At 38.3% G+C, this 24,861-nt stretch carries 17 protein-coding genes and 1 pseudogene; 12 read left to right on the forward strand and 6 right to left on the reverse strand.

Annotated features, from left to right (window positions below; genetic code table 11):
* Positions 1–242 precede the first annotated feature (242 nt).
* Entirely contained in the window at positions 243–605 is a 363-nt protein-coding gene (locus ABEG20_RS00275; protein ID WP_406825421.1) for a hypothetical protein, read from the reverse strand.
* 676 nt (positions 606–1,281) lie between these two features.
* Between ABEG20_RS00275 and ABEG20_RS00280 the strand changes: the two genes are divergently transcribed.
* Together ABEG20_RS00280 and ABEG20_RS00285 are read left to right on the forward strand one after the other, a co-directional pair.
* Positions 1,282–3,036: a flavin monoamine oxidase family protein gene (locus tag ABEG20_RS00280; RefSeq protein WP_406825422.1), complete on the forward strand. Its 1,755-nt coding sequence runs from the start codon at positions 1,282–1,284 to the stop codon at positions 3,034–3,036.
* A 1,008-nt stretch (positions 3,037–4,044) separates the two neighbouring features.
* Entirely contained in the window at positions 4,045–5,856 is a 1,812-nt protein-coding gene (locus ABEG20_RS00285; RefSeq protein ID WP_406825423.1) for a Kelch repeat-containing protein, read from the forward strand.
* A gap of 886 nt (positions 5,857–6,742) precedes the next feature.
* On the opposite strand, the pseudogene ABEG20_RS00290 reads toward ABEG20_RS00285, so the two are convergent.
* Positions 6,743–6,889 (reverse strand): annotated as a pseudogene (locus tag ABEG20_RS00290) (AAA family ATPase); the annotation flags it as partial.
* A gap of 419 nt (positions 6,890–7,308) precedes the next feature.
* Here ABEG20_RS00290 and ABEG20_RS00295 point away from each other — a divergent pair.
* From ABEG20_RS00295 to ABEG20_RS00325, 7 genes are all read left to right on the forward strand, one after another.
* Entirely contained in the window at positions 7,309–8,562 is a 1,254-nt protein-coding gene (locus tag ABEG20_RS00295; protein WP_406825424.1) for a tyrosine-type recombinase/integrase, read from the forward strand.
* Between the two features lie 823 nt (positions 8,563–9,385).
* Positions 9,386–9,808, forward strand: a complete 423-nt coding sequence (locus tag ABEG20_RS00300; protein WP_406825425.1) for a hypothetical protein — start codon at positions 9,386–9,388, stop codon at positions 9,806–9,808.
* Positions 9,809–9,819: 11 nt separating this feature from the next.
* Positions 9,820–10,164 carry a hypothetical protein gene (locus tag ABEG20_RS00305; protein WP_406825426.1) on the forward strand — a complete coding sequence of 115 codons (345 nt, stop codon included), beginning with the start codon at positions 9,820–9,822 and terminating at the stop codon, positions 10,162–10,164.
* A 20-nt stretch (positions 10,165–10,184) separates the two neighbouring features.
* Positions 10,185–11,576, forward strand: a complete 1,392-nt coding sequence (locus tag ABEG20_RS00310; RefSeq protein ID WP_406825427.1) for an IPT/TIG domain-containing protein — start codon at positions 10,185–10,187, stop codon at positions 11,574–11,576.
* A 214-nt stretch (positions 11,577–11,790) separates the two neighbouring features.
* Positions 11,791–12,270, forward strand: coding sequence for a Panacea domain-containing protein (locus tag ABEG20_RS00315; protein ID WP_406825428.1), 480 nt, complete (start codon positions 11,791–11,793; stop codon positions 12,268–12,270).
* 2 nt (positions 12,271–12,272) lie between these two features.
* On the forward strand, positions 12,273–13,022 hold the full coding sequence (locus ABEG20_RS00320) for a hypothetical protein (RefSeq protein ID WP_406825429.1): 750 nt from the start codon (positions 12,273–12,275) through the stop codon (positions 13,020–13,022).
* A gap of 118 nt (positions 13,023–13,140) precedes the next feature.
* Entirely contained in the window at positions 13,141–13,326 is a 186-nt protein-coding gene (locus ABEG20_RS00325; protein ID WP_406825430.1) for a helix-turn-helix transcriptional regulator, read from the forward strand.
* A 28-nt stretch (positions 13,327–13,354) separates the two neighbouring features.
* On the opposite strand, the gene ABEG20_RS00330 is transcribed toward ABEG20_RS00325, so the two are convergent.
* The 4 genes from ABEG20_RS00330 to ABEG20_RS00345 form a co-directional block, all read right to left on the reverse strand.
* Entirely contained in the window at positions 13,355–14,539 is a 1,185-nt protein-coding gene (locus tag ABEG20_RS00330) for a tyrosine-type recombinase/integrase (protein ID WP_406825431.1), read from the reverse strand.
* 457 nt (positions 14,540–14,996) lie between these two features.
* Positions 14,997–16,700 carry a UvrD-helicase domain-containing protein gene (locus tag ABEG20_RS00335; protein WP_406825432.1) on the reverse strand — a complete coding sequence of 568 codons (1,704 nt, stop codon included), beginning with the start codon at positions 16,698–16,700 and terminating at the stop codon, positions 14,997–14,999.
* On the reverse strand, positions 16,691–18,754 hold the full coding sequence (locus ABEG20_RS00340; RefSeq protein WP_406825433.1) for an ATP-dependent nuclease: 2,064 nt from the start codon (positions 18,752–18,754) through the stop codon (positions 16,691–16,693). Before ABEG20_RS00340 ends, ABEG20_RS00335 begins: the two co-directional genes overlap by 10 nt.
* 108 nt (positions 18,755–18,862) lie before the next feature.
* Positions 18,863–19,096 (reverse strand): hypothetical protein, encoded by a 234-nt coding sequence (locus tag ABEG20_RS00345; RefSeq protein WP_406825434.1) that lies wholly within the window; start codon positions 19,094–19,096, stop codon positions 18,863–18,865.
* A 335-nt stretch (positions 19,097–19,431) separates the two neighbouring features.
* Between ABEG20_RS00345 and ABEG20_RS00350 the strand changes: the two genes are divergently transcribed.
* From ABEG20_RS00350 to ABEG20_RS00360, 3 genes are read left to right on the forward strand one after another with little or no spacing between them, the layout of a single operon-like run.
* On the forward strand, positions 19,432–20,181 hold the full coding sequence (locus ABEG20_RS00350; protein WP_406825435.1) for an ImuA family protein: 750 nt from the start codon (positions 19,432–19,434) through the stop codon (positions 20,179–20,181).
* Positions 20,182–20,206: 25 nt separating this feature from the next.
* A complete protein-coding gene (locus ABEG20_RS00355; protein WP_406825436.1) occupies positions 20,207–21,670 on the forward strand; it encodes a Y-family DNA polymerase in 1,464 nt (487 codons plus the stop codon).
* A gap of 5 nt (positions 21,671–21,675) precedes the next feature.
* On the forward strand, positions 21,676–24,861 hold the full coding sequence (locus tag ABEG20_RS00360; protein ID WP_406825437.1) for an error-prone DNA polymerase: 3,186 nt from the start codon (positions 21,676–21,678) through the stop codon (positions 24,859–24,861).

Here is a 24,861-nt window from a genome sequence, read left to right on the forward strand (position 1 = left end):
CTTTCCATACTCCTTTCTTTAAAAAGTTGGCAAACTGGTTGCGGGCCTGCCCAGTAGTTGTTTAACGTCACTTTTATTGGTGTCGAATTCTCCTTTTGCTATCGCCCCCGGCAAACCTGGCCAGATACGCTGCATCATCCTCAGAAACCCCTTGCGCTACCATTTGTGCAACATATAACATGACTTCAGTTTGCTGATAAGCTACCGCTTTTCCCGTAATTTCTGATATTATACCAGCAATTTCAGCGGAAGAGTAAGCGGTTTCTGCAGCAATAACATATTCTTATGTTTTCGTGTCCGGGGGTAGTTAATACAACAGCTAACTTTGCTGCCATTTCCGTTATGGGTAAAAAGGGTACTTTGCCTGCTCCTGCCGGAATGGAGATGCCATTTGCTAAAATATTTTCTCCGGAAATTAGCGGAATCAGATCAGCACAGAGTGTATTACTCATTAATGTATACGGCACAGCTCCTTGTTTTAAATAATCGGCAGTGTATGCGTGGTATAAAACATCTTCGGGCATTGTGCTTTGCCGTAAATCTTTCATGTCGAAACCCGTATAAATGATATGGCCCACACCAGCCTCCCTGGCAGCATCAATCACATTTTTGTGCTGGTCGAACCTTTATCCTATAGCTTCAGGCAGCTTTTTCAGCGACAATGAAGGGAATGTAGAACATCAGGTTGGACCGGATTGATCCAAAAGTGGAAAGTTATCAAGGCGCATCCTCCCAAAGTATCCGCCACCTTTGCAATTTTTGCCTTTTTTTTAGAATGAAATCAAATGTTAAATTATTCCAAATCAAAGCAACCAACAGAGACAATACCTAAGCCGCTTATGCTTCCAATGTATTCGACATAACCGACCAACTGAAGGCTATGGCAAGTCTCAGGGTAAACAAGGAGATTTAACCATTTCTTTATTCGTGATAAATATGATTATTAAATAATTTCTAGCGAGTGCAAAATAGTACTAATGACAATGATTTTGAAATCTCCGTGAAGGTAGAAGGGTACGTATTATATGTAGCATTCATAATTACTATTCTTACAATTGAAGCAATGAGATACAGTTTGGGGGATTTCGATAAAAGTTCAATGAAATACACATCTTAATTAGCTTCAGAATTTATAGTAATGAAAAAGTACAATTTTACTTTTTATTATTATAGAATTATATTAAATTCATAGTTGGTAATAAACAGTTTGGCAAAATAAAAATAAATCGTGGCCACACTATTTATTAATTATTTATTTCTTAACATTTAAACGCTTTCAAAATGTCTTTTTTTAATGTTCCGCGTAATTTTTTTCGCGACTCCTCCAGTTTTGTGCCTCAATCGATGATTGACACCCTATTTAATTACGGTAAATTTCTCCAAGATGTAGATGCTGCCGACGGAATTGCTCCTTCCGTCCCGGGAAGCCCAAAAACAGTAGCAATAATCGGAGCCGGTATTTCCGGACTAATTTGTGCTTATGAACTTAGTCGCATTAAAAATATCAATGTCAAAGTTTATGAAATGAATGAGCAAAGTTCTAGTGTGGCAGGGCGTATGTATTCAATTCATAATCCTGATTCGGGTTATAACGACAAAATATTCGAAATGGGGTGTATGCGGTTTCCACCTACTTCTTACTCCCTTTTTCACTATTTGAATAAATTTAATATTCAGACTACGCCTAATTTTCCGGATCCTGGAAAAGTTCCTACCACTATCTATTATGAAAATTTAGCTTATACTTGGGAACCAAAAGATCCTCCTCCCGGACCATTTGCACAAATTGCCTCAGATTTTTCAACCATTTTAAAAAATCTTATAGGTGATCCATCCTTGCTTAATACAGAAAATCCTAGATTAATTGATTATTGGTCTATCTATCAAAGTGATCCAAGCACTACAAACTTGACCAAACTTACAGATTCTTGGCAAAGCTTGATCACAGCATACAAAGATGTAACCTTTTATGAAGCCATTTTTTTGCTGAGCCAGCAATTACCGTCGCCCTGGAAACAAGAGGATATGAATGCTTTTGGTGCGCTTGGTGTTGGTTCCGGAGGCTTCGGGCCACTTTATGAAGTTAACTTTCTTGAAATATTAAGAATTATGGTTAACGGATGGGAAAACAGTCAAGAATTTGTAGTGAGCGGCATCTCTTCATTAGCCAACAATATTATCATCAATTTGCCCTCCAATGTATCCATCAAATACTCAACTCAGATCACAGAAATTACAAAAACTAGCGCGGCTGGAGTAACCTATTATCAACTCACTAGCAATAATGCGCTACAAGGACTCACTTTTGATGCTGTAATCGTCGCTACGACAACCCCGGCAATGGAATACATGGGTTTAACTATGCCCAATCAGATTTTAGGAAAATCATTCCCCTCACTATTGTCCTCAGATGTACAGGTTGCTGTAAGAAATCTTCATTTAATGAGTTCGTCAAAACTCTTTATACTAACGAAAACTAAATTTTGGTATTTGACTGACAATCTTCCCTATAATATTCAAACCGATGAAGCTTTGCGGGGGTTGTATTGTTTAGATTATGATCCTGTAAATTCCGGGCAACTAAACACCGAAGGCTACGGCGTTGTCCTTGTGAGCTATGTGTGGGGAGATGATTCAACCAGACTTCAAGCTTTGACCGCAAATCAGCGATACAATATTTTTTTAGAAAGGCTAAAAATTATTGATAATAATTTTGCTACTCAATTGGAGAACAATGTAATGAGTCTATCAACTATGGAATTTATAGACTGGCAGAGCACAGCTGGAATTTATGGTGCATTTAAGCTTAATTATCCGGGTCAGGAACAAGCGAACTCTTGCGCATTTTTCCAATACCAGCAGAAGGAACAAGGATTATTTATTGCTGGCGATAGCGTATCATATGCTGGCGGGTGGATGGAAGGTGCAATTACTACTGCACTTAATGCTGCCTGTGGCGTAGCGAGATACCTAAACGGTGACGTTATTTCCGGATCACCTTTAGAAATAGTATCAACTACCTATAATTATTCCTAATAATTAATTAACTGAGGTGATTAAAATGGCTGGATGACAATTGAAGAATTTATTGATGCTTAAAGGCATGCATTTTTAGACTAATAAGTAGTTTAAGTTGTCAATTTTTATAACTAGCCTTCTCAAAAAGTTTGAATGAACCTCATTATTTAATATAATCCCCGTCCTGATAATGGAGTGCCTCCATAAAGTGTCTAACTTTTTGGGGGCACTCCAGTTTTCGCTAAGGAGGATGTTAAATCTTTTTTTTATCGGTCAGCGCGGGCAAAGCAGCCATCTCATTGGACACTTTCCATTTTCTGGCAGCAATATGCAGTTAAATTGGTATTGTAATTTGAGGTAAAATCTTTTGCAGGCTGTACATGAAAAAAATTTAAATTGCAAAAATACGCAGTTTAGGATGTTTGGCCAGCGTTTTCTAAACCTGAAGAGGAAATCGAATATAATAAATTTTATACTGCAAGACCCTACCAACAGGAAAAAATAACTCGATTAATTGGCCAGGGTAAGGTCTCATTGGCTGATACACTAAAAGGTTATCTGATAACAGAATATATATGCCAAACTCATTCAGATCGAGCTAGGGAAATTGTTGGAAAGCTTTGGAGCGGGAAGATCAAATCTGAAAAATCTAAAAAACGTAACGCTTGTGGGCGAAGAGACCGGCGGCAGTAAAAATATCTTCACAGTGGGTGTATAAAAAAGCGTCCCTCCCTCATAGTCAGTTGCTGCTCAAATAAGGAAATATCCCCGCTTATTTTGGTGATCTCAGCCATATCGACGGGCCGGGGAGTTATGCCGGATGTTCCCATAACCTACCAGATTGAAGATTATTTAGCAGGTAAAGATCCGGAATTGGATTAGGTGTTAAAGGATGTTAAAAAAACTGAGAGTTTCAGTAGCTAAAATTAAGTGTGGATTATTGCAAATTGGCAGTAAGTCCTATATGCTGAAGAATTACTTGCAATTGATATTAAAATCGGTATTTTAGCCGTTTAAATTTAAATCATGCTTTTTATACGCGCTCATCGCTATGCTTTCGGAGTAATTCTTCCTATTTTATTATTCTTATTCGGATGCAAAAAAAATCCTATTCCCGATCCGGCCATCACTGTTTCTGTACAAGACATTAACAACGGTTTCCGCTTGAGTACCTCCATTTCTAATGTAAAGACTGAAGATATACTGGAATCAGGCTTGGTTTGGGGCGAGAACGAAAACCTCGTTAAAGGTGCTGCTTTAAGCTATCTTAGTCCTATTCCGCTCGCAAATTTTTCTTATGATGTGGTTGCAGGTTTTACGAAAGGTAAAAGATATTTTGTCAGGGCATACTTCATTGATCAGGATCATCAGCTTCGTTACAGCGAAGTGGTCGCTTTTGAAGGTAAGAATACCTTTGGCCTGAATATTTCATTGCCACAACAAGCTTACACCTGGGGAGATGAGGTGGAGGTTAAAGTAGCCAATGCCAATGGTGCAGATCTGGCCTCAGCCACAATCGTTATTAATGGTAAGATGCGTTTAAAGCCTTCAAAAACTATTGTGGGCAGCGCTTTTTTTAAAGTTCCCGTTCAACTTTTTACGTATCAGAACTCGGTTTCCCTAGAACTATACAATCAGGCCGGTTTAAATGCTTATTTTATTCTGCAGCCACCGCAGTTGCCAACCGATTTTTTGATTGTGGATAAAGTTGGAAGTACCGTGAAACTTACGGGCAATTATTTTAACCCGAACATTGATAGCAATATCGTAATGATAGGAACAACAAAACTGGAAGTATTAAAAGCGGAACGGACAGCACTGGAGCTGAAATTACCTTTAACCGAATTTTCCTATAGTGGTAATTTTTCTGTACAGACGGGAAAGGATCTGATTACAACTTCGAAAGCGGTTTCGAAGGTTTATAGGTTTTTGACGCAGGTAAGTGAGCAGCCAGGTGTAGCCAGGTACAGGGGTATTATGGAAAATATTAACGGCAAAATTTATTGTGGTCTAGGTTCTGATATAGATACACGTGGACTTTCAGACTTTTATGAATACAATCCGGTCACTTCAACCTGGCGCAAACTGGCAGATTTTCCGGCTACACTGTACGGTGCTGGAGTGAGCTTTACCGCAAAAAATAAGCTGGTTTTTATTCCCAATGCCATTGGTACTGCCTTCACAACTGATGTATACCAGTTCGACATCGCAAATAACACCTGGAAAAAGAGTAATTCTTATCCGGGTACAATGCTGAGTAGTTATACCCTTTTTGCCAGTGATAACTATGGTTATATGTTGGGTGGTGGGTATGCTAGTTCTACCAATTATATATATACCGTGAAATCTTTTAAACGATATGATCCCGCTACAGATACGTGGAAGACCATGCCCGATTTTCCGGGTACTTCAAGAAGGGATTTTAAATCTTTTAAAGCGGGCAATAGTGTGATCGTTTTTGGTGGCCAATCGATGTGGGGAACCGGTGAGAGTTTATATCCTACAGATTCCTGGTCATTTGATCTTGTCTCGGAAACCTGGAAAAAGATCAAAGATGTTCCATCTTATATTAATGCTGTAAACTGTTTTAGTTTTGAAGTTAACGGAAAGGCTTACGTTGGTGGCGGAATGAGTCCTGCTGGTGTAATCAGTTCATCTATTTATGAGTACGACCCTATTGCAGATAAGTTTGTAAAAAAGGATAATATCATCGATAAATCGATGTTGGTAATGAGTGCTGCTACGTCAGTGGGTGGACATGGCTATATCATGTTTGGTAAAGCTTCTTACGACTATCATCTACAGCCTTTAAAAGAAGTGTTCCGTTTTGATCCATAATTTGGCTGAGCTATTTTATGTGATATTAAGAGAGCAACATACATCCCTTTGAAAAGATTTTTATGTTAACACTTTCGGTAAGTATCTTGAGCAACCGGGGATTTCGATAAGCTGTACACTGATTCTCATTCCAAGCTTAATACACCGTTTTTTTCACCTAGTCAGATTGAGCCGAGTGACCGTTTTAAGCAAAAAGAGTGAACAATACAGACCGAAAAAGTTGAACATCACGAGCGAAAACAGGTGGACACTATTGCCCAAATCCTTAGTTAGCGCCCCTTTATCTTATAAATCCCATACAGCGTAATAAATCATTCTTGTATGTGGTTGAAGTATTAAAAGTCTTCCGTCATGAAATCTTAATCCCTTTTTACCAGAACAGCAATCTTCAACATAACTATAATAATTTGTAGTGTCATTAAGCAGTTTTATTAAATTCTCATCACCAAAATAGGTGTTTTGCCATTATCGGAACTTACAGAAGCAACACCTTCCGGAAAATTAAATCGAACAGCAATTCCTATTTCAGGAGGAATTTGCCCTTTATGCCATTTTAGATTTTTCCAGGGTGGGCTATTGTTTAGCCAGGAATTAATCTGAGATTTAGTTGTTTTAAATATAATGCTAAAATCTCCTTCCAGCAATTCGTAACTGTTAGTAACCCTGATATTGCTAATAGAATCACTAATTGATAAACCAGTTCTTTCTTCAAAAACCGTTTTTGGATCGCTTGATGAGCAGCCTGAAAGAAAAAAAAAATAGGATATAGAGGTATTGTCGCATTGTAATGGTTGCTAACCGTTTCTTAATTTGTTTTATGGAACGTAAATCAAGTTGATGTCGACAACATAATTATTGTCTTTTTCCCTTACCTCAGCGTTAATTACTAAGTCACAGCAGAAGAAACAATAAACTCACATTCTTTAAAATGGTTGTGTAATTCTTTTTGGCTAAGTGACCAGAATAATTTGCCAAGTGTAATTTTGCCACTTCCGTTCCATCCGTAAAATAAATTAAACTTTGTAAAGGCTTGTAGTTCTTGTCCTTAAAAACGCCAAAGCTTTTGACTTAGAAATGGATGAAATCATTAGTGTAAGGTTTCATCTAAAATAATTAAATAATTGTATTATCAATAATTTGCCTCTGGATTACACGAATGTCAAATGAAGAATGTTTTACTGAATTGAAAAAGGCCTTCAGAGTTTCATCTAAAGGCCTGATTTTCAAGTAGCGGGGAGCAGGATCGAACTGCCGACCTCAGGGTTATGAACCCTCGTGAATTGATTTTAATATGATTTAAAATGGTCTCAAATGGTGTTTTTATTCGTTTTATCGGCTATATGAAACCAAGAAAAACCATGTCAAACCACCAAAAACGATAACAATACGTTAACAAAACTTGTAGCTTGCTTCCGTGAAATAATCAATTTTTTAATTTAAAAATTCACAAAAATGGGAGCAGTAAAATTAGTCGTATGGTCGCGTCCAAATAAAGATGGCCAGTATCCAATTGCAGTAAAAATTTCAAAGAATGGGCAGACACCATCTTACATTTTTACAGAGCACGCGTTGAGCGAACGCAGTCTCTGGGATAGCAAGGCGCAACAGGTAACAAAGGCGCACCCGAACTACAAACGCCTGAATAATCTTTTGTTAAAGAAGCTTACCGAGGCAACAGATACCACTCTGGAAATGGAGGCCAACAAAACCGATAGCTCAACCCGGGCTATCAAAAAGAAAATTAAGCCTTTAGACGCAGGGACATTTAATGATATAGCTCAAGCTTATTTGAAAGATGAATTGGCGCTTGGCCATTATAATGTTTACAATGCAGATAAGCCAAGGATTGATAGGTTTACTGATTTTACAGGCAATAAGAATATTCCCTTTTCAGAAATAACCGTTGCCCTATTGGAAAAATACCAGCGCTATCTAAAAACCTGTAAAAACAAAAATTATAAAAAAGCGGACGAACCAAAATTTATAAGTGAGCGTACAGTCGTAAATCATTTACTGCTTATGAGAACGCTCTACAATAGAGCAATTAAAGCAGGCGCAGCAGATGTCAAACATTATCCATTTGGTGAAGAGGGAAAGATTTCAATCAAGTTCCCTAAATCTTCAAAAATCGGCTTAATAGATACCGAAATCCTAGAACTGGAAACGTTGAATTTATCCGATGACCCTATTTTGAGCCATGCGAGAAATATCTGGTTAACTGCCTACTATTTTGCAGGGATGCGAATTACAGACGTACTTTTGTTAAAATGGAGTGATATCCAAAATGACAGGTTATTTTATACAATGTCGAAAAATAACGAACCTTGTTCACTGAAGATACCACAAAAGATATATCCAATTTTGGATCAATACAAAAATGACGATCAAAAGAATGACCTTATCTTTCCTGAATTGAAATTTATAGATAGCCTAAACAATCTATTCAAATTGCAAAAAAGAATAGCTCATGCTGTAAATTATCAAAACACTAAGATGAAGAGAATTTTTGCGATTCTCAAGATTAACAAGAAAGCATCCACACATGTGACACGACATAGTTTTGCACAGCGTGCAGAAGAACTAGGAATACATCCAAGGGTGGTTCAAGAACTTTATCGACATGAAAGCATTCAAACAACAATGATATACCAATCAAATTTCTCAAACAAGAAAGTTGACCAAGCGTTGGATTTGGTGATTGGATAAGTTCGATAAGGTCTACTCTACATATCTTTTACATCATCAAGTAACCTATTTCCTTTGGTCCGATGTGAAGGCTTATAATATTCACGGCTGTTTGCAGACCGCCGTGAATATATTCAAAAATTAGCCCTAGGAATATTCCCAGGGCTACGGGGTTGCGGTTCCCTCAAAAACATTTTCTTTAGATAACAGGCATCCATTTTTTAAACACCCGAAAAATTAAACGGTTGCGAACTCTGTAAGATCTAATATCGCTTTTCTAAGTCGATAAAATTCAAAATTCTTATCTCAAGAAGAGTCGGGGTCAATTAAAAGACTGAAGTTCGACGGCATCAGCTATTTGCTTAATCTACGACCCCGATCTTATATTAGTTTCATAATATTACGTCATATAAAGATAAAACGGTTCGAAGATATTTCCAAAATTCTTCAAATAATATTTGGACAGAAATGTTTGAAAGCTAGAAAATTATAGATAATTTTGGGCTTTACTGTAGCTATAAATAGCGACTCGTTTTAAGTTTCCGAACCGTCGAAAAATTCCCAAACATTAAAACACACGAGTTAATGAGTACTGCCACGTTATGCGTGGGGTTAATTCATTCGTGTGTGCGCTTTTCGACGGGCGCGGAAGCTTATGAGGCCCCGCGCTATTTTTTTATAAACGTCTGATAGGGGGCTAGGACATTATCCTATACCCAATGCAAAAATCTTATTTTCTCCTTAGGCCATGTGTTGTTCTTGCTTCACGTGCACATCCTTCATTTTCGTTGGGATTTTCTATGCTTTTCCCATTCACTAATTAATCAAATAAACCAATCAGAAAATGAAAAAATTAATTTTTTCCGTCCTCGCGATAGTCGTTATGGGCGGGGCAAGCCTTTTTAACGCCTGTAAAAAGGAAACCAGTGAACCGACAGGATGCGGAAACGGTGGTGGCGGTATCGTTGGCGTGACAGATAAAACAATTACCTTTTGGATGGCAAAGGATTTTGGCTGTGGGCCGTTAAATTTTGTGAGCGTAACATCCAAAACTGATAATAACAGCAATTATCGGTTTATCAGTGCCTCAAACAGTATCACTGTTTACAATATTCAGCAGCCAACTTGTGAAGCAAGCGGTACGGTATCAGTACTCGTAGACCGGGGGCGAACCTATACTTACAAATTCAAATGTAATAGCCGAGAATTTACCGGAGAATTTTCGACAGACTGTGCGAATACCTGTCAATTAGTCGAAATCAAATAATCGCAATCGTCATGAGAAATTTTAAAACCTTTATCGGCCTGTTATTCATTACAGCCTTATATTCTGCCTGTTCCAATCGTACAGATAAATTTGTTGGCAAATGGTCGCCAATCAATAATACCATCTTACCCACCACGTTCGTACTGACTATTCAAAAAACAGATGATCAGATTACGATGGTTAACAGCCAAAACCCCGACAGGCCTTTACCGTTAACTTATCTTGAACGGGATAAAACGATGACTGGCGAGGTGCAAGGTACTCCGGTTCATTTGTCACTTAATGATGATACCGGAAACCTGCTATTCCGGCCTGATTCTAACGCTGATCCAATTGAATTTAAAAAACTAGATTAATTTATCAAATACTAATCAATATGAAACTTAAATACCTTTTAGTTTTTGGGCTGTTTCTTGCAACTGCCTGTAGTAAAACAGATACTCCTGTACCTGAAGAAAAACCCGCGCCTGTTACACCCCCAACAACTGGTACAGGCGGATCAATTACCATTAGTAGTTATGCGCCCACCAGTGCAAAGGCTGGCGATGAACTGACTGTCACAGGGACAGGTTTTGGAACAGATATGTCTAGAATTATCGTAACGTTTGCAGATGGTACATCCGCAACTGTGAAATCTGTTACAGAAACAAAAATCGTTCTTACTGTACCGATAACAATTAATGGACAGATTACCTTTTTAATAAATGGTACGACACTTAAACCAACGCAGCTTTTTACTTTTGTAAGAACCAGCGATTACATCGTTAAAACCATAGGAGTAAGTCGAATTGCTATTGTGGTCGATGCAAATCAAAACCTTACACTCGCAGAACTGTATGGCGATGGAAATCGTGTTATTTTGAAATCTGGTAGTGGAAATACAATGACAGTTCTTGGAACCAACATCTCTACAATTCCGGATGGATTAGGTACCCAACCGCAGGGTACATTACCATTCCTGGACAAGATAATTGACAATGGAGATACGGCGGTTGATACTTCAGGAACATCAGCTTTTGTATTGAAATTGAAAGGGTTTGACAAATCAAAAACTGGTTACAATCAGTTGAATATTGTGTTGCATAAACTTGTCTATAAGCCAATCGCTGGAAATGCAGGATATAAAACTAATCTTTCCTACAATGTAGATTTTAACAAGGCTAATGGTAAAACAAATGCGAATTATCAGTCAGCGTATTTAAATGGCCTGTTTTCAGGAAACATCAATGTAACTACAGTCGAGATTGCAAAACCGAAATCACAAAATCCTTACATAATCAGAGATCAAATGATTAGCGGCGGACAAGCTGTTACTGGAATTGATATTGCAAACTCATTGAATACGAAACTTACAAATTATTTTTATCTTGCCAAATTTGCAAATAGTTCAGCGGAATCGATAGCTGTTGGTTCCCCTTTAAAATATGAATGGGTAAACGCAGATAATGCCGTTATCGAGAAAGCAACTACGTACACATACATCGCCAAATTTTCAAACATGATGACGAATGGCTATACCAATATAGTTCAGCCATCGGACACCACAAACCATGTATTTCTTAGGATTACGGGATTTGACGCAAATGCCTGTGGATTTAATCAGTTGCGATTGTTTCCTGCAAAGGATGGATTTTCGGATGGTGGGATGCAGGTTGTATTTAATGACAAGCCAAATGCTGCACCAAATCTGGATTTCATTAAAAAGGTTTATACAACCAGTAGCGGACTGTATTGCATACAGTTACAGCCAAATTTCCCATCTTATTAAAACAGGGGAGGAGAGTATACATCTTTCCTCCTTTCATATTACTACTACTATGTCTGTAACAAGATTATTACATTTGTATTAGTATAAAAACTTTGGCGTAATTTTCGTTTAACTTAGAATGTTGTAGAAAAAGAATTATTGTTATCCATATAATAAATTTTTTTCATACTTTTGCATCCTTAAAAAAATTACTAATATTTTTAGCATAAATAAAATGGAAAAATTAAGAGATGTTTGCAATTACGTAGTTTTCAGACTTACGGGAGAGGGCGGCGCATCGATTAGTCATTTAAAGCTGCAAAAATTACTATTTTACATTCAGGCTTGGAACCTTGCGTACGAAGGCAAGGGCCTGTTCGATGGTGAATTCCAGGCCTGGATACATGGGCCGGTTAACAGGTCTGTTTATAACCGCTTCAAGGACTCGAAGTATATGTACTCAAATATTTCTTTAGAAGATTTAGGCGAAATAGATTTCAAATTTGAGCAAATAACTGATGAGAACAAGACTTTCATAGATGGGGTATTGGAGGTTTATGCTCCATTCAGCGATACACAGCTAGAGAAAATGACCCATGATGAAGCGCCTTGGCAAGAAGCTCGTGGTGATTTGAAGCCATACGAGAGGTGTGAAGAAGTAATCTCGGAGAAAACGATGGCTGACTACTATTCGGCTAGGCTGAAAAATGCCTGATCATGAAGAAGCAACCTGTACTAAATAAACAACCTGAAATTGGTAAAAAATTTCCGATTGCTGAATCAGTAATTACCTCGAGACTACCAGTAACGGCAAAGAATGTATCTGATCCGAATTTTTCGTTTAGTTTTAAGTATTATAAGCAAATACCTAATTTTGAAGTTGGACAGGTTCCTAACAATTGGTTTGTATCTCTTATTGATCGGCTAACTGAACTTTGCAAAAAGGAATGGGCATCATTTGAAAAGGATTATGTTGAGAAGAAGGCTTTTCGATATCATGCAATAGATTGGGGATCAAAAAACATCCCTATACAGCGTGGTGATCTAAATTGGATCGATAAGCACTATTTAGAAAATGAGGAAGATTTTCCAATGTTTCAATTTCATGTATCGAAAGCTTTAGGTCGCGTAGTAGGGTTTTGGGACGGATATCATGTCTTTCAAATCGTCCTCTTAGATCCAGAACATAATATTCAGCCGAGCAACTATAATGCATATAAAATTCGAGACACGTACTTCATGAATACCGTTTATGGATCATTGCTAGCCGATTTAACTAACTTAAAGAAAAGAATACCGGAAAACCATAATTGTGAAATCTGTGACAGTTTACAATATTTACCCACAGGTAATAATGATACAAACCTAATTAATTTGTGCCTGTCCGACGATTACTTTAAAAAACTTCAGGAAAGCCGCTTATCTATAACTGATGTGATCGAATTGGGTATAGCTTCTATAAATTGAGTGTTGATGGCTAATAAATTTAGTCGTAGCGGTCTTATTCATCATTAATGACTCTTCAAAAAGCTCTTATGTAACCTTAAATCAAATTAAGCTGTCTTTGGAATGAAAGGGGTGTACTTTGAATGATAACAATGACAATGGGTTTATAAGGTTAAAAACCGTGCTGAATTTATATCCGGTAAGTAAATCCACTTGGTGGAATGGATGCCGGGATGGCAGGTTTCCAAAACCATATAAACTTTCGAAAAAAGTTACAGCTTGGAAGTTGAGTGATATTCAAAAATTGCTTTCCAGTCACGAATAGCAAAGGGGGCTTCCACGCCCCCTTTGTTTTATAAAAGTTGCTTATCTATAAAATCTGACCAATCTTGCATCATTGCCTTGCGATCATCCAAAAATTTCGCTCTATCATAGGCCTTATCTACTTTGTTGTTTGGAACATGAGCCAATTGTCTATCAATTACCTCGTGCCTGTAAGCAAAATTTTCTTTAATGGAACTCATGGCTAATGACCTGAATCCATGCCCTGTCATTTTCTTTTCGTATTTTAATGCGGCCAATGCACTCAGTATAGTGTTATTGCTAATCGGCTTTCCTTTACAGGAGATACTTGGCAAAATATACTCCTGATACCCGTATAGCTCTTTCATTTTGCAAAGCAATGAACCAACTTGCTTTGATAGTGGCACTAAATGGGCTTTTTTCATCTTCATACGTTCTGCTGGAATAGTCCAAAGCATCTTATCAAAATCAAATTCATTCCATTTTGCATTTATAAGTTCATTGGTTCGTACAAATGTGTGCATGATAAGTTTTAAGGCGTATATCGTTTGTGGGTATAGACGTGCTTCATTTGAATAAATTGCGTTTACTAGACCCTTGATTTCATCTGTTTCGATACACGCGTAATGCCCTGTATTGTATTTAATCAACGCTCCTTTCAGATCAGGGGTGATATCACGGACACATCGGGAGGTTTGCACACCATAACGCATAATTTGCCCAATGATTCGCAATATCCTGCGGGTTAGGTCATAGGCCTTTCTTTCTTCGATTTTTTCAAGACAATTCATAATGTCCGTTATTGTCACCTCGGAAATTGGTTTGCTTCCAAAGCAAGGAAAAACATTCGCTTTTAAACGATTAAAAATCTCTTTTCCGTATCGTTCCGTCCATGTAGACAAGTATCTTTGATGCCATTGCTCAGCTACCAACTGGAACGTCTGAGCATTTTTATACCGGGCTAACTGCTTTCTCTCTTCAAACTCCGCAATTGGGTCGATGCCGAGTATAATCTGCGCTTTGATCTTATCCCGATATTCTCTTGCTTGTACCAGGCTGATAATTGGGTAAGTTCCGTGAGTAATAGTACGCTCAATGTCATTGAAGCGATATTTAACCCGCCAAATCTTATTGCCAGTGGGTCTAACTTCCAAATATAAGCCGCCCGAATCTGGCATTTTAAAGTACTTAGGTTTTGGTTGAGCTTGTCGGCAGGCGAGGTCTGAAAGAGCCATTGTAAGTTTCCTTATATGAAAATCTTACGGCTTTGGGGAAACGGTTAATATTGGGGGAATTTCGTTTCCCCAAATTATCCCCAAAATCGTGCGATTTGGTTGGACTAAGTTGTCCAACCAAATACACGCATTATCGATTTTAGTTCTACTTTCAATGACTTCATTAATGACAATTAATGCCAATTAAAGTCATTTGCCATAAATTGGCGGAGACAGGGGGATACTAAACCTGCTTGTAACCACCTAAAAGAAAAAAATAAAAACTTAATCAGAAAATCCGTTTCCCCAATCTATCTTTAAGACTAGGTTGCATTTAGTTGGACATTATAAATTATGTAACCACAATTTGAATCCGTCAAGAAAAATCACATTGATATATGGTTTCATAACGCTAACAGTGATCGAGCACAATGCTGTACAACTAAGAATTTCTGTCAATCAATTTTTTATTTCTGATCTATGGAAGTCGTTGCACATCTATTCCCATAGCCTTAAATCTTGTTTCATTGGCAGCAGACAAGCTAGGGCTGGAAATAAACAAATTATTCTGAGATCTACTTAGTGCAACATAGTGAATACGATGCTCTTCATTCGAAGCCAGATTTGGGCTTAATAAAAACGATAAGGCATTGTTCTCGTTAAAAGCATTTCCACGCCTGCCTTCTAAAATCACTAATACACAATCGAATTCGTCACCCTTTGATTTGTGTATAGTTCTGCAACTTCCTGTTTCATACAAATTTTTTACCGCAATCGAAATGTGGCTATATGGTGTTCCAATGTAAAATGTGTGTGCAGCACCAGTACGAAGTCCAGAAAACGGTTTTATATTTGCTCTTATAAAATCTACCATGTCTATTAGATTGCCAGAAGCATAGCTGCTGTAATTATCTATAAGCTTTCTTAAAGCAGTTAAAGTCCGCTTCTGATCATCAACAGTCTTATTTCTGTTAAACAATCTCCCGAGTACTTTTAAGGCATCTTTAAAGTAACCTAATCTTGCATATTCTACAGCTTTGATTGAATCTGATACTGCACGTCTACGCTCGCTAGTTAAATCAGCAGACTTCAGCTTCTGCAATAAATCCGTATGAAGATTTATTCCTAGGCCTTTTTTTATAGCATTTGCTGTTGAGTTTTCACGGCATAGTGAAAATATGTTGTCGGGAGAATGCTGCGTTGCGATCCATGCTAATGCGGCTAATTTATCACCAATAATAATAGTAGGGTTCGAACCTGCAATGTTTCGTAAGGGTTGTTGAATCAGGGTTGGCCTAAGTCTGTTGAGCAGGCCAACAATTTCATTCGTACTTCGCCAGTTTCCCTGAATCTCATAATCAGTAATGTTTGGAAGGGAAAAGGAATTTAGTTGCCCCGGAACTGCTCCCAAAAATGAATAAATGGATTGTATTTCGTCTCCAACAACTCCGATTATTGTTTCCTGTGCACCAATTAGCTTTAATAATGCAATTTGAATTGGGCTAGTATCTTGGAATTCATCAACCAAAAAATATGGGAATTTCGCCCTTAATACAGTTAGGACAAAAGGTTTTTTTCTTACCAATTCATAGCTGAAAAATAAAACGTCATCATGATGTAGTAGACCTTTTGACCATAAAAGCTTTTTATACCCTAAATAACCGTCGTTAGTGAAGTATTGTACAGGGTAAGGGGGGCGAATAATCAGCTGCTCTGGGTTCGAGGTGTCAAATTTCCATTTCAAACTATTCCAAGTATCAACAATTAATCCATCATCTCTTAAATGTTGTTGCCCTGTTTTTGCTTTCCAATCTTGAATTGTTTGATAGCCGCTAAGGACAATATCATCGTGACCAGATAGATTTGATGCATCTAGATCATAATCATTTGCAATCATATGAACATATGGTTTTACAATATGAGCATACAGGAAACTATGAATCGTACTAATCTCTAATCTGCCTCCATGATCACCTACTCTTTTTAATATAGTTTCAGTAGCTACATTCGTATAAGTGATACAAGCAATTTTCCCTTGGATCTTTAGTCTTTCACTATTGTGTAAGATATTTTTTATATGGTTTACCAGGAAACGAGTTTTTCCTGCACCTGGTCCGGCGAGCACTTTAAAATGATGCTCAATATCAGGTAAAATATGATCTGAATTAATGATTATTGGCATGCCCAAGTGATTGCATCGCTCAAATACGATGGTACAGAAAAATGTTCGCAAATCGGCTTTTGCAAATTTGACTCTAAATTAGCAGCAATTTCTAATGCGTTACCGCCTTTTGAAAGACTATTTAAATATCTAGCTGCGAGTAAAGCTGTCATTTTTGTATTATCATCCCACTCCGCTCCCGTACAAGCAGTAAGAGAATCTAAAATACGATTATTTTCATCGCTACTATGCATCGTACCGGCAGTAACAACATCTGCAACAACTTCCCCCTTCATGAAGTGGGTTGCCAATGCAGTTAGCTCCGCTTGATTTGAAACACTGTCAGTAATTAACAAATCACAAAAAGGATTTGATAACATTAGTTCATATTCTAAAGTTTTGCCAAAGGCTTGGTTTTGAGTGAAAAATCTAATATTAGGATGTGTTAAATATTGTGCAACCTGACTATGGCCAGAAATTGCATATTCATACGAAGGAGTATCTTGGTGGAGTTCGAAGGGATAACATTTAGTATGCTTATTACCTGCGCCTATTTTTTTCCTTGTTGGGTCTCGATCAGTTATGCAAGCAACCGTTTTGTGAATCGTGTAAGGATTATTTGAGTCGAACAATTTTAGAAAATGATCAAAGTATCTTCCTCCAACATTTATGACAACCGTATGTGTATCTTCAATGTTTTTTCCAACGTAGCGCCCTAATGTTGGAACAAGAATCTGTTCCGAAATACCTTCAACCAAGATAACATTTCTTGCGAAAAGCATGTCAGAGCGTGTCGCATCCAGAAATCTTTGAACATATGCTTTTGAATTGCGTCCAGCTATATCGTCTGCAAATACTTTTCCCGGATAACCTATATTTACTCTTCCACTACTATCACCACTTAAGCAAATAATTTGGTCAAGCGAGACTGCTGCAGTAATGTTGGTCGAATGACTAGTAATAAAAATCTGCCGGGCGTTTTGAGTATCTTTGGAGTGCAAAAACTTTAAAAGCTTGTATTGTAAAGAAGGGTGTAGGTGTGCTTCCGGCTCTTCTATAACTAACACTGGAAACACTTTCGCATTACTACCAAGGTACTCACCATCAGTATCTACTTGCATTTTTGCAAGTAGTAAGGACATATAAATCAGATTGTTATAGCCCAAGCCATTATGTGTGGCGGGAATTTCAATTCCAGTTGTGTGAGTAATAATTAGTTTTAAAGCTGAGTACATTTCGATTTCGGATATTTGACCATCAAAGCCAGGTTTAGCGCCATCAAATGCCGCTCCCGTTTCATCGGCATATTTCATTATATGGTCGCGACCTTCCTTCATTCTAAATTGTAACTGTGAGATTAACGCAAGGGCATCAGTCGAGAATGTTTGTTTGTGGGCTGCTATTTCACTATATTTTATCGCTTTGTCCTTGGTATTATCACTTTTAATCTGAAAATCCATAAAGAAATCTATTACTTCTCTTAGCAAAGAGTTTCTTCCTGTCAGCATATCACGTTCTACATCACGAATAGCATGCAAAAACTGATAATCGAATTTATGTAGATTTTCTGAGTCGGCCTGGCTTTGAAGCGCAGGATTGCCCCCATAAATTTTGTGCACATATTTCCTTAAAAAACTATGTTTGATTATTAGCCAAGCATTTTTTGGTTCTGTTTCCCCTGCTAATGCATCTGTGTAGGCTTGGTGTTCAGCCTCTGGTAAAAAAAAGACATAAGTCAATTTTGCTTCATATGGAGATTCTAGTTTGGTCAACCACGGAGAGACTGTAACTAAGTCATCTCCCATTAAATCTTCATTCTGACTCTCATTAATTGATAGAGTAACAATTACCTTTGGAGGTTGCGCGCGAAGATCGGCCAACGGAATATTTTTATTGAAATCATCAATTTCTAGTTTTCGAGGAGTTTTGTTATCAAGAATAAGTGATAACGCTCGAAGTAGGTTAGTTTTGCCCGCATTATTGTGTCCGATAATGACGTTAACACCTTCATTGAAGTCTATTTGGCTATCTTTAAAGTTTCGAAAGCCTTCAATACGTATATTATTTATGAACATTTGCTTAGTGGATGGTCAATTGGTTAAATTTATACTCAAAATATTTTTGAAATAATAGCACGCATCATTGTATAATTATACAAAGAATAATTGCCAAAGGTCAGATCTTTAAGTGTCAAAATTTAAGCGAATTACCGCGCCAATTGGTGAAATATGTGAAGCTTTGATATCACCTTCCAATTGTATCCATTCATTACCTACACGTTGTAAAATTCCTTTTGATACTATATCTTGAATTTTAAATTTAACTCGGCCTATTCCGTTATCGACGAATTTTATTTGTTCTACTGTTATGGGATATTCATATCCATCAATTGCTTGAAACGTTAATTTTTTTAGCATTTTTATAAGAGTAAGTTTTATCTAATATAGGAAAACATATGACACATATAAAAATACGTAGCTAGTCGTTACCAGAAATCTCTACAATTAAATTAACTAATTCATAAATCCTTTTGTTAGAAACTATATTTTTAAATTACTAAAAATATTAGCAATTTTGATGTTGCAAATAGTTTTTAATGGGAGTATATTCATATATATAGTCTTATTTAGGACTATTTTCATGAATGTTGATTGGTAATGTTGAGTACCCTTTATAAACTGCATATTTAATAAAGTATCTAAAGATTACTTTTTACAGTTTCCAACAACATTTGATCACTATTGAGATTGTAATGATGGAAGCGAAACAGGATATAATCAATCGTCTGCGGAATGAAATTCTTGCCAAGCAAGGATATAAACCTGAATTGGTTACAGCTTATCAGATCAAAGGTTTACCTGAAATTGAAGCTGCGTTTCCAAATGGTGTTTTTCCTATTGGGATGATTCATGAAATGCTTTTTCAAAAAGGAGAAGAAGCCGCCGCTTGTAGCGGATTTCTGAGTGCATTGCTCTCATCTCTTACGACTCCAGAGAGCCTTATCTTATGGATTAGTGTAGGACGCAATCTTTTCCCACCATCAATTAAGGCCTTTGGAGTAGAACCACATCAAATTGTATTCGTCGATGCCAAAAAGGAAAAGGAGGTTCTGTGGGCATTAGAGGAAGGTCTTAAATGCCAGGGCATCACGGCAGTCGTTGCAGAGCTGAGTGAACTTTCTTTTATGCAATCAAAGCGGTTGCAATTAGCAATAGAAGAAAGCCATGTAACTGGATTTGTTCTGCGAACAGATGAAGCGAAACTTAATACGACAACCTGCGTCTCCCGATGGCGTATATCGGCTCTTCCTAGTGAAACAGAAAGTGGAATGCCTGGCGTTGGTTTTCCAAGATGGAATGTCGAACTTCTGAGAGTCCGCAACGGACAGCCTGGGGTTTGGCAAGTTGAATGGCACGGAAACCAGTTCCAAATAAGGCATAACCATATTGAGCAATCTAAACATGAAATAAGCTTTCAAAAAATCGGGAGGCTACGTGCATAAGCGATATATGTCGATATGGTTTCCAATGCTTAAGACAGATTGGAAAACGCTGCGCCAGCCTGATCTCGCGAAATCCGCTTTGGTGTTTTCAACTTCTGAAAAAAACCGTCTTATTATTTCTGCAAGCAATGCAATTGCTCAATCGCATGGATTACATGTAGGCATGCGGGTGGCGGATGCAAAAGCCATCCTACCCAATCTCTGTGTCCAACAGGATAGTGAGGGTAGAGAACTAAAATTGCTAACCGCTATCGGAGAATGGTGTGTTCGTTACACACCGCTTGTTTCACTTAATTTGCCTGATGGTTTATTCTTTGATTGCACCGGATGTACACATTTGTGGGGCGGTGAAGAAGCTTATGTACAAGAGGTAACAAACCGTTTTAATAGTAAAGGATATACGGTTAAAGCTGCAATTGCGGATACCATCGGTACAGCTTGGGCCATGGCAAGATACTCCAGAAATTCAGTAATCCCACCTGGCTCTCAAAAAGCAGCAATGTCAAACTTGCCTCCAACTGCGCTTCGGTTGGACGAGATAACTTTAGAAAAACTGAGAAAGCTTGGATTTAGGACGATCCATTCATTATCAATAATACCGAATTCAAGCCTCCGCCGTCGCTTTGGTGATCAATTACTGTTAAGACTTATGCAGGCTTACGGCGAAATTGACGAGAACTTTAAACCCATCAATGTTCCAGAGCCATATCAAGAGCGGCTTTCATCACTTGAACCAATCCGCACGCGGGTCGGGATTGAAATTGCTATGCAAGAGCTTTTGAAAGCGATGTGCAATCGTCTTATGGATGAAGGCAAAGGTGTTAGAAATGCTGTTTTCAAAACCTTCCGTGTGGATGGCAAGCAACAGATTGTTGAAATAGGCACCAATCAAGCAACATGTCATATCGAACATCTCTTTAAACTCTTTGAGCAAAAGATAGAAACAATCAGACCTGGATTAGGGATAGAGCTATTCGTGTTGGAGGTCACCCGAATAGAAGATGCCGATGTAACTCAAAAATCACTTTGGACGGGAAAAACTGGTTTGGCAGATAATGGCGTTTTAGAACTTTTAGATAAACTAGCTGGCAAAGTTGGGGTTAAGGCCATTAAACGTTATTTGCCTTTGGAACGCTATTGGCCAGAAAGGTCTATCAAAGCTACAACCAATTCAAAAGAATTGCCCCAAACCTATTGGCCAACAGATGCGATGCGACCCACGCAGCTACTCAATGTTCCCGAACTCATTCAGGTGACAGCGCCAATTCCTGATTATCCACCAATGAATTTTCGTTACAAAGATGATCTACATGTAATTAAACGTGCTGATGGACCTGAACGAATAGAGCGTGAATGGTGGTTAGATAAGGGTGAACACCGTGATTATTACGTCGTAGAAAACCAACATGGTAAACGATATTGGTTATATCGATCCGGCCATTACGGTGCGCGACAAACTCAATGGTTTTTGCACGGATTTTTTGCTTAAGCATCATGGGATATGTAGAGCTACAGACAACCACTAATTTCAGCTTTCTTCGTGGAGGTTCACACCCGGACGAAATGGTGAACCATGCCGCTGATTTAGGTTATTCAAAAATTGCTATTACAGATAGAAATACCTTTGCGGGAATTGTTCGGGGGCATGATGCAGCTAAGAAAAAAGGTATTCAAATTATTCCGGCATGCCGCTTGGATTTGATAGATGGCCCAAGCTTACTTGCTTACCCTACGGATAAAGCGGCCTATTCAAAATTATCAGGCTTATTAACAACAGGTAATTTAAGAGCTGAAAAGGGAGAGTGCCATCTTTATAGGAAAGATGTTTTTGATTGTACAGAAGGAATAATTTATATCATCATTCCGCCTGAGAAGCTTGATCAACTTTTTAATTTCGAGGCTGCATTTGAAAAGGATGTTCAGGATTACAGTAAATCAATAAGACAATTATATATTGCTGCAAATCGTAACTATAAAAGCAACGATAACAAACGGCTTTTCAGAATACAACAGTTGTCTAATCGCTATAAAGTTCCAATGGTAGCAACAAATGATGTGCATTACCATTGCACATCACGCCGTGAGTTGCAGGATGTTTTAACTTGCGTGAGAGAAAAATGTACAATCGATCAGGCAGGTTTTCTTCTCCATAGTAATGCTGAACGCTTTTTAAAAGATGCGAAAGAAATGGAAAGGCTTTTCCGGCTTTATCCCGATGCTGTAGAGAATAGTGGGAAAATTGCGAAAGCGTGTAATTTTTCACTTGATGAACTTGTTTATAATTACCCTGAAGAAATAAATCAAAGCGGACGTAAACCGTTTGAGGAACTGACACACCTAACTTGGGAAGGGGTAAGAGAACGATTTGGGGATAACCCACCTGAAAAAATTATCAATAACATAAATCATGAGCTGAAATTCATAAAGCAAATGGAATACGCTAATTATTTTCTGTTTGTATATGACATTGTTAAAGAAGCAAGGAAACGCCAAATTCTTTGTCAGGGGCGGGGGTCTGCCGCTAACTCATCTGTATGCTATGTGTTAGGGATTACTTCTGTCAATCCTGACGAATTCGATTTATTGTTTGAACGTTTTATTTCAAGCGCTCGGAACGAACCGCCTGATATTGATGTTGACTTTGAGCATGAACGCCGAGAAGAAATCATTCAATATATCTATGATAAATACGGTCGGGATCGGGCGGCAATCGTTGCAACTGTTACACAGCAGAGGCAAAAAGGGGCTATTCGCGATGTCGGAAAAGTAATGGGTTTATCGCAGGATACTATTGATAGACTTTCTGCCGCTATCTGGGAATTTACAGATGAATGGTTTGAACCACAGCGCCTAATTGAGCAAGGTTTAAATCCGCATGACCCACATCTGCTTAAAGTTTTGAAGCTTACGGGTGAAATGATGGGTTTTCCTAGGCAATTAGGACAACATACGGGCGGCTTTGTAGTTACAAATGGGAAACTCAGTGACCTTTGCCCGATTATGAATGCAAGGATGGCAGATAGGACGAATATCGAATGGAACAAAGACGATATCGATGCGTTGGGGTTTCTAAAAGTAGATGTACTTGCTTTAGGGATGTTGACATGCATTCGTAAAGGCTTTGACTTGTGCAAACAGCACTATAACAAAGACTGGACATTAGCGAGTATCCCACAAAATGATGCTAAAGTTTTTGAAATGGCTAGCCGTGCAGATACAATTGGCGTGTTCCAGATTGAAAGCCGCGCACAACAATCCATGCTGCCAAGATTGCGGCCTAAATGCTTTTATGATTTAGTCATTGAGGTTGCTATTGTAAGACCGGGGCCAATACAAGGCGACATGGTACATCCCTATTTGAGAAGACGTAATGGAGAGGAGCCAATCTCATACCCATCAAAAGAACTTGAGGAGATTTTAGGCAGAACTTTAGGAGTACCTTTGTTTCAAGAACAGGCTATGAAAATTGCCATGGTGGCCGCAGGTTTTTCTCCATCTGATGCCGATGGACTGCGACGAAGCATGGCTACGTTTAAATTTAAAGGACTCGTCAATGCTTATGAAGAAAAGCTAATTAGTGGCATGACTGCTAGAGGCTATACTAAGGAATTTGCAGAAAGGATATTTAAGCAGTTAGAGGGTTTTGGAAGCTATGGCTTTCCTGAGAGTCATGCTGCGAGCTTCGCGCTCTTGGTCTATGTTTCACTTTGGATGAAATGCTACTATCCCGATGTCTTTGCAACCGCTTTATTAAACAGTCAACCGATGGGGTTTTATGCGCCTGCGCAAATTGTGACAGATGCAAAAAACCATCATGTTGAAGTGAAACCTGTAGATGTGAATTTCTCGGAGTGGGATTGCTTGCTTGAGGAACGAAAGGGACAATTTTTTCCAATCCGTCTAGGTTTTAGGATGATTAAAGGTATTCGTGAAGAAGATATTTTGATCCTCATTGCCAAGCGCGAAATTCCTTATAAATCAGTTAGTGAAATTTATACGGCAGGTGTATCGCAAAGTGCTTTAGAACGCCTTGCAGATGCAGACGCATTCCGCTCTATGGGGTTAGACCGTAGAAAAGCTTTGTGGCAGGTATCCGCTTTAGCAGATACACCGATAGGTTTGTTTAAAGGACACGTATCACCATCTGAAAAAGAGCAACAGATTGAGCTGCCTTTTATGAGTGCCGCCGAACACGTTATCCAAGATTATGCATCAACTTCCTTATCACTTAAAGCGCATCCAATTAGCTTTGCACGAGACGAACTTGCACGGTTGCGGGTCTGTTCCACAAAACAAGTTTTCGGGGTGACTGCTGGAAACAGGATCAAGGTTGCGGGACTGGTCTTATCTCGGCAAAGACCTGGCACAGCAGGTGGTGTTTGTTTTATGACGATTGAAGATGAAACAGGTACTGTCAATCTAGTCGTGTTTGAAAAGCTTTTTGAAACTTATCGTAAAGAAATCTTGGGAGCCAAATTGTTAATGGTCGAAGGATGGGTGCAAAGAGAAGGGCAAGTTCTACATGTCATTGTAAAAAGCTGTCACGACCTGACCCAACTATTAAATGCAACCGTTAATTGCCAAAGAACTGATATGCCTTTTGTCTCCCAAAACAAAAAAACGCAGGTAAGAGAGAACGCTAACATAGATGTTATTCCGAAGGCGAGAAATTTCAGATAA

Origin of the sequence: Pedobacter sp. KACC 23697 (assembly GCF_045348445.1) — a bacterium.
Classification (GTDB): domain Bacteria; phylum Bacteroidota; class Bacteroidia; order Sphingobacteriales; family Sphingobacteriaceae; genus Pedobacter.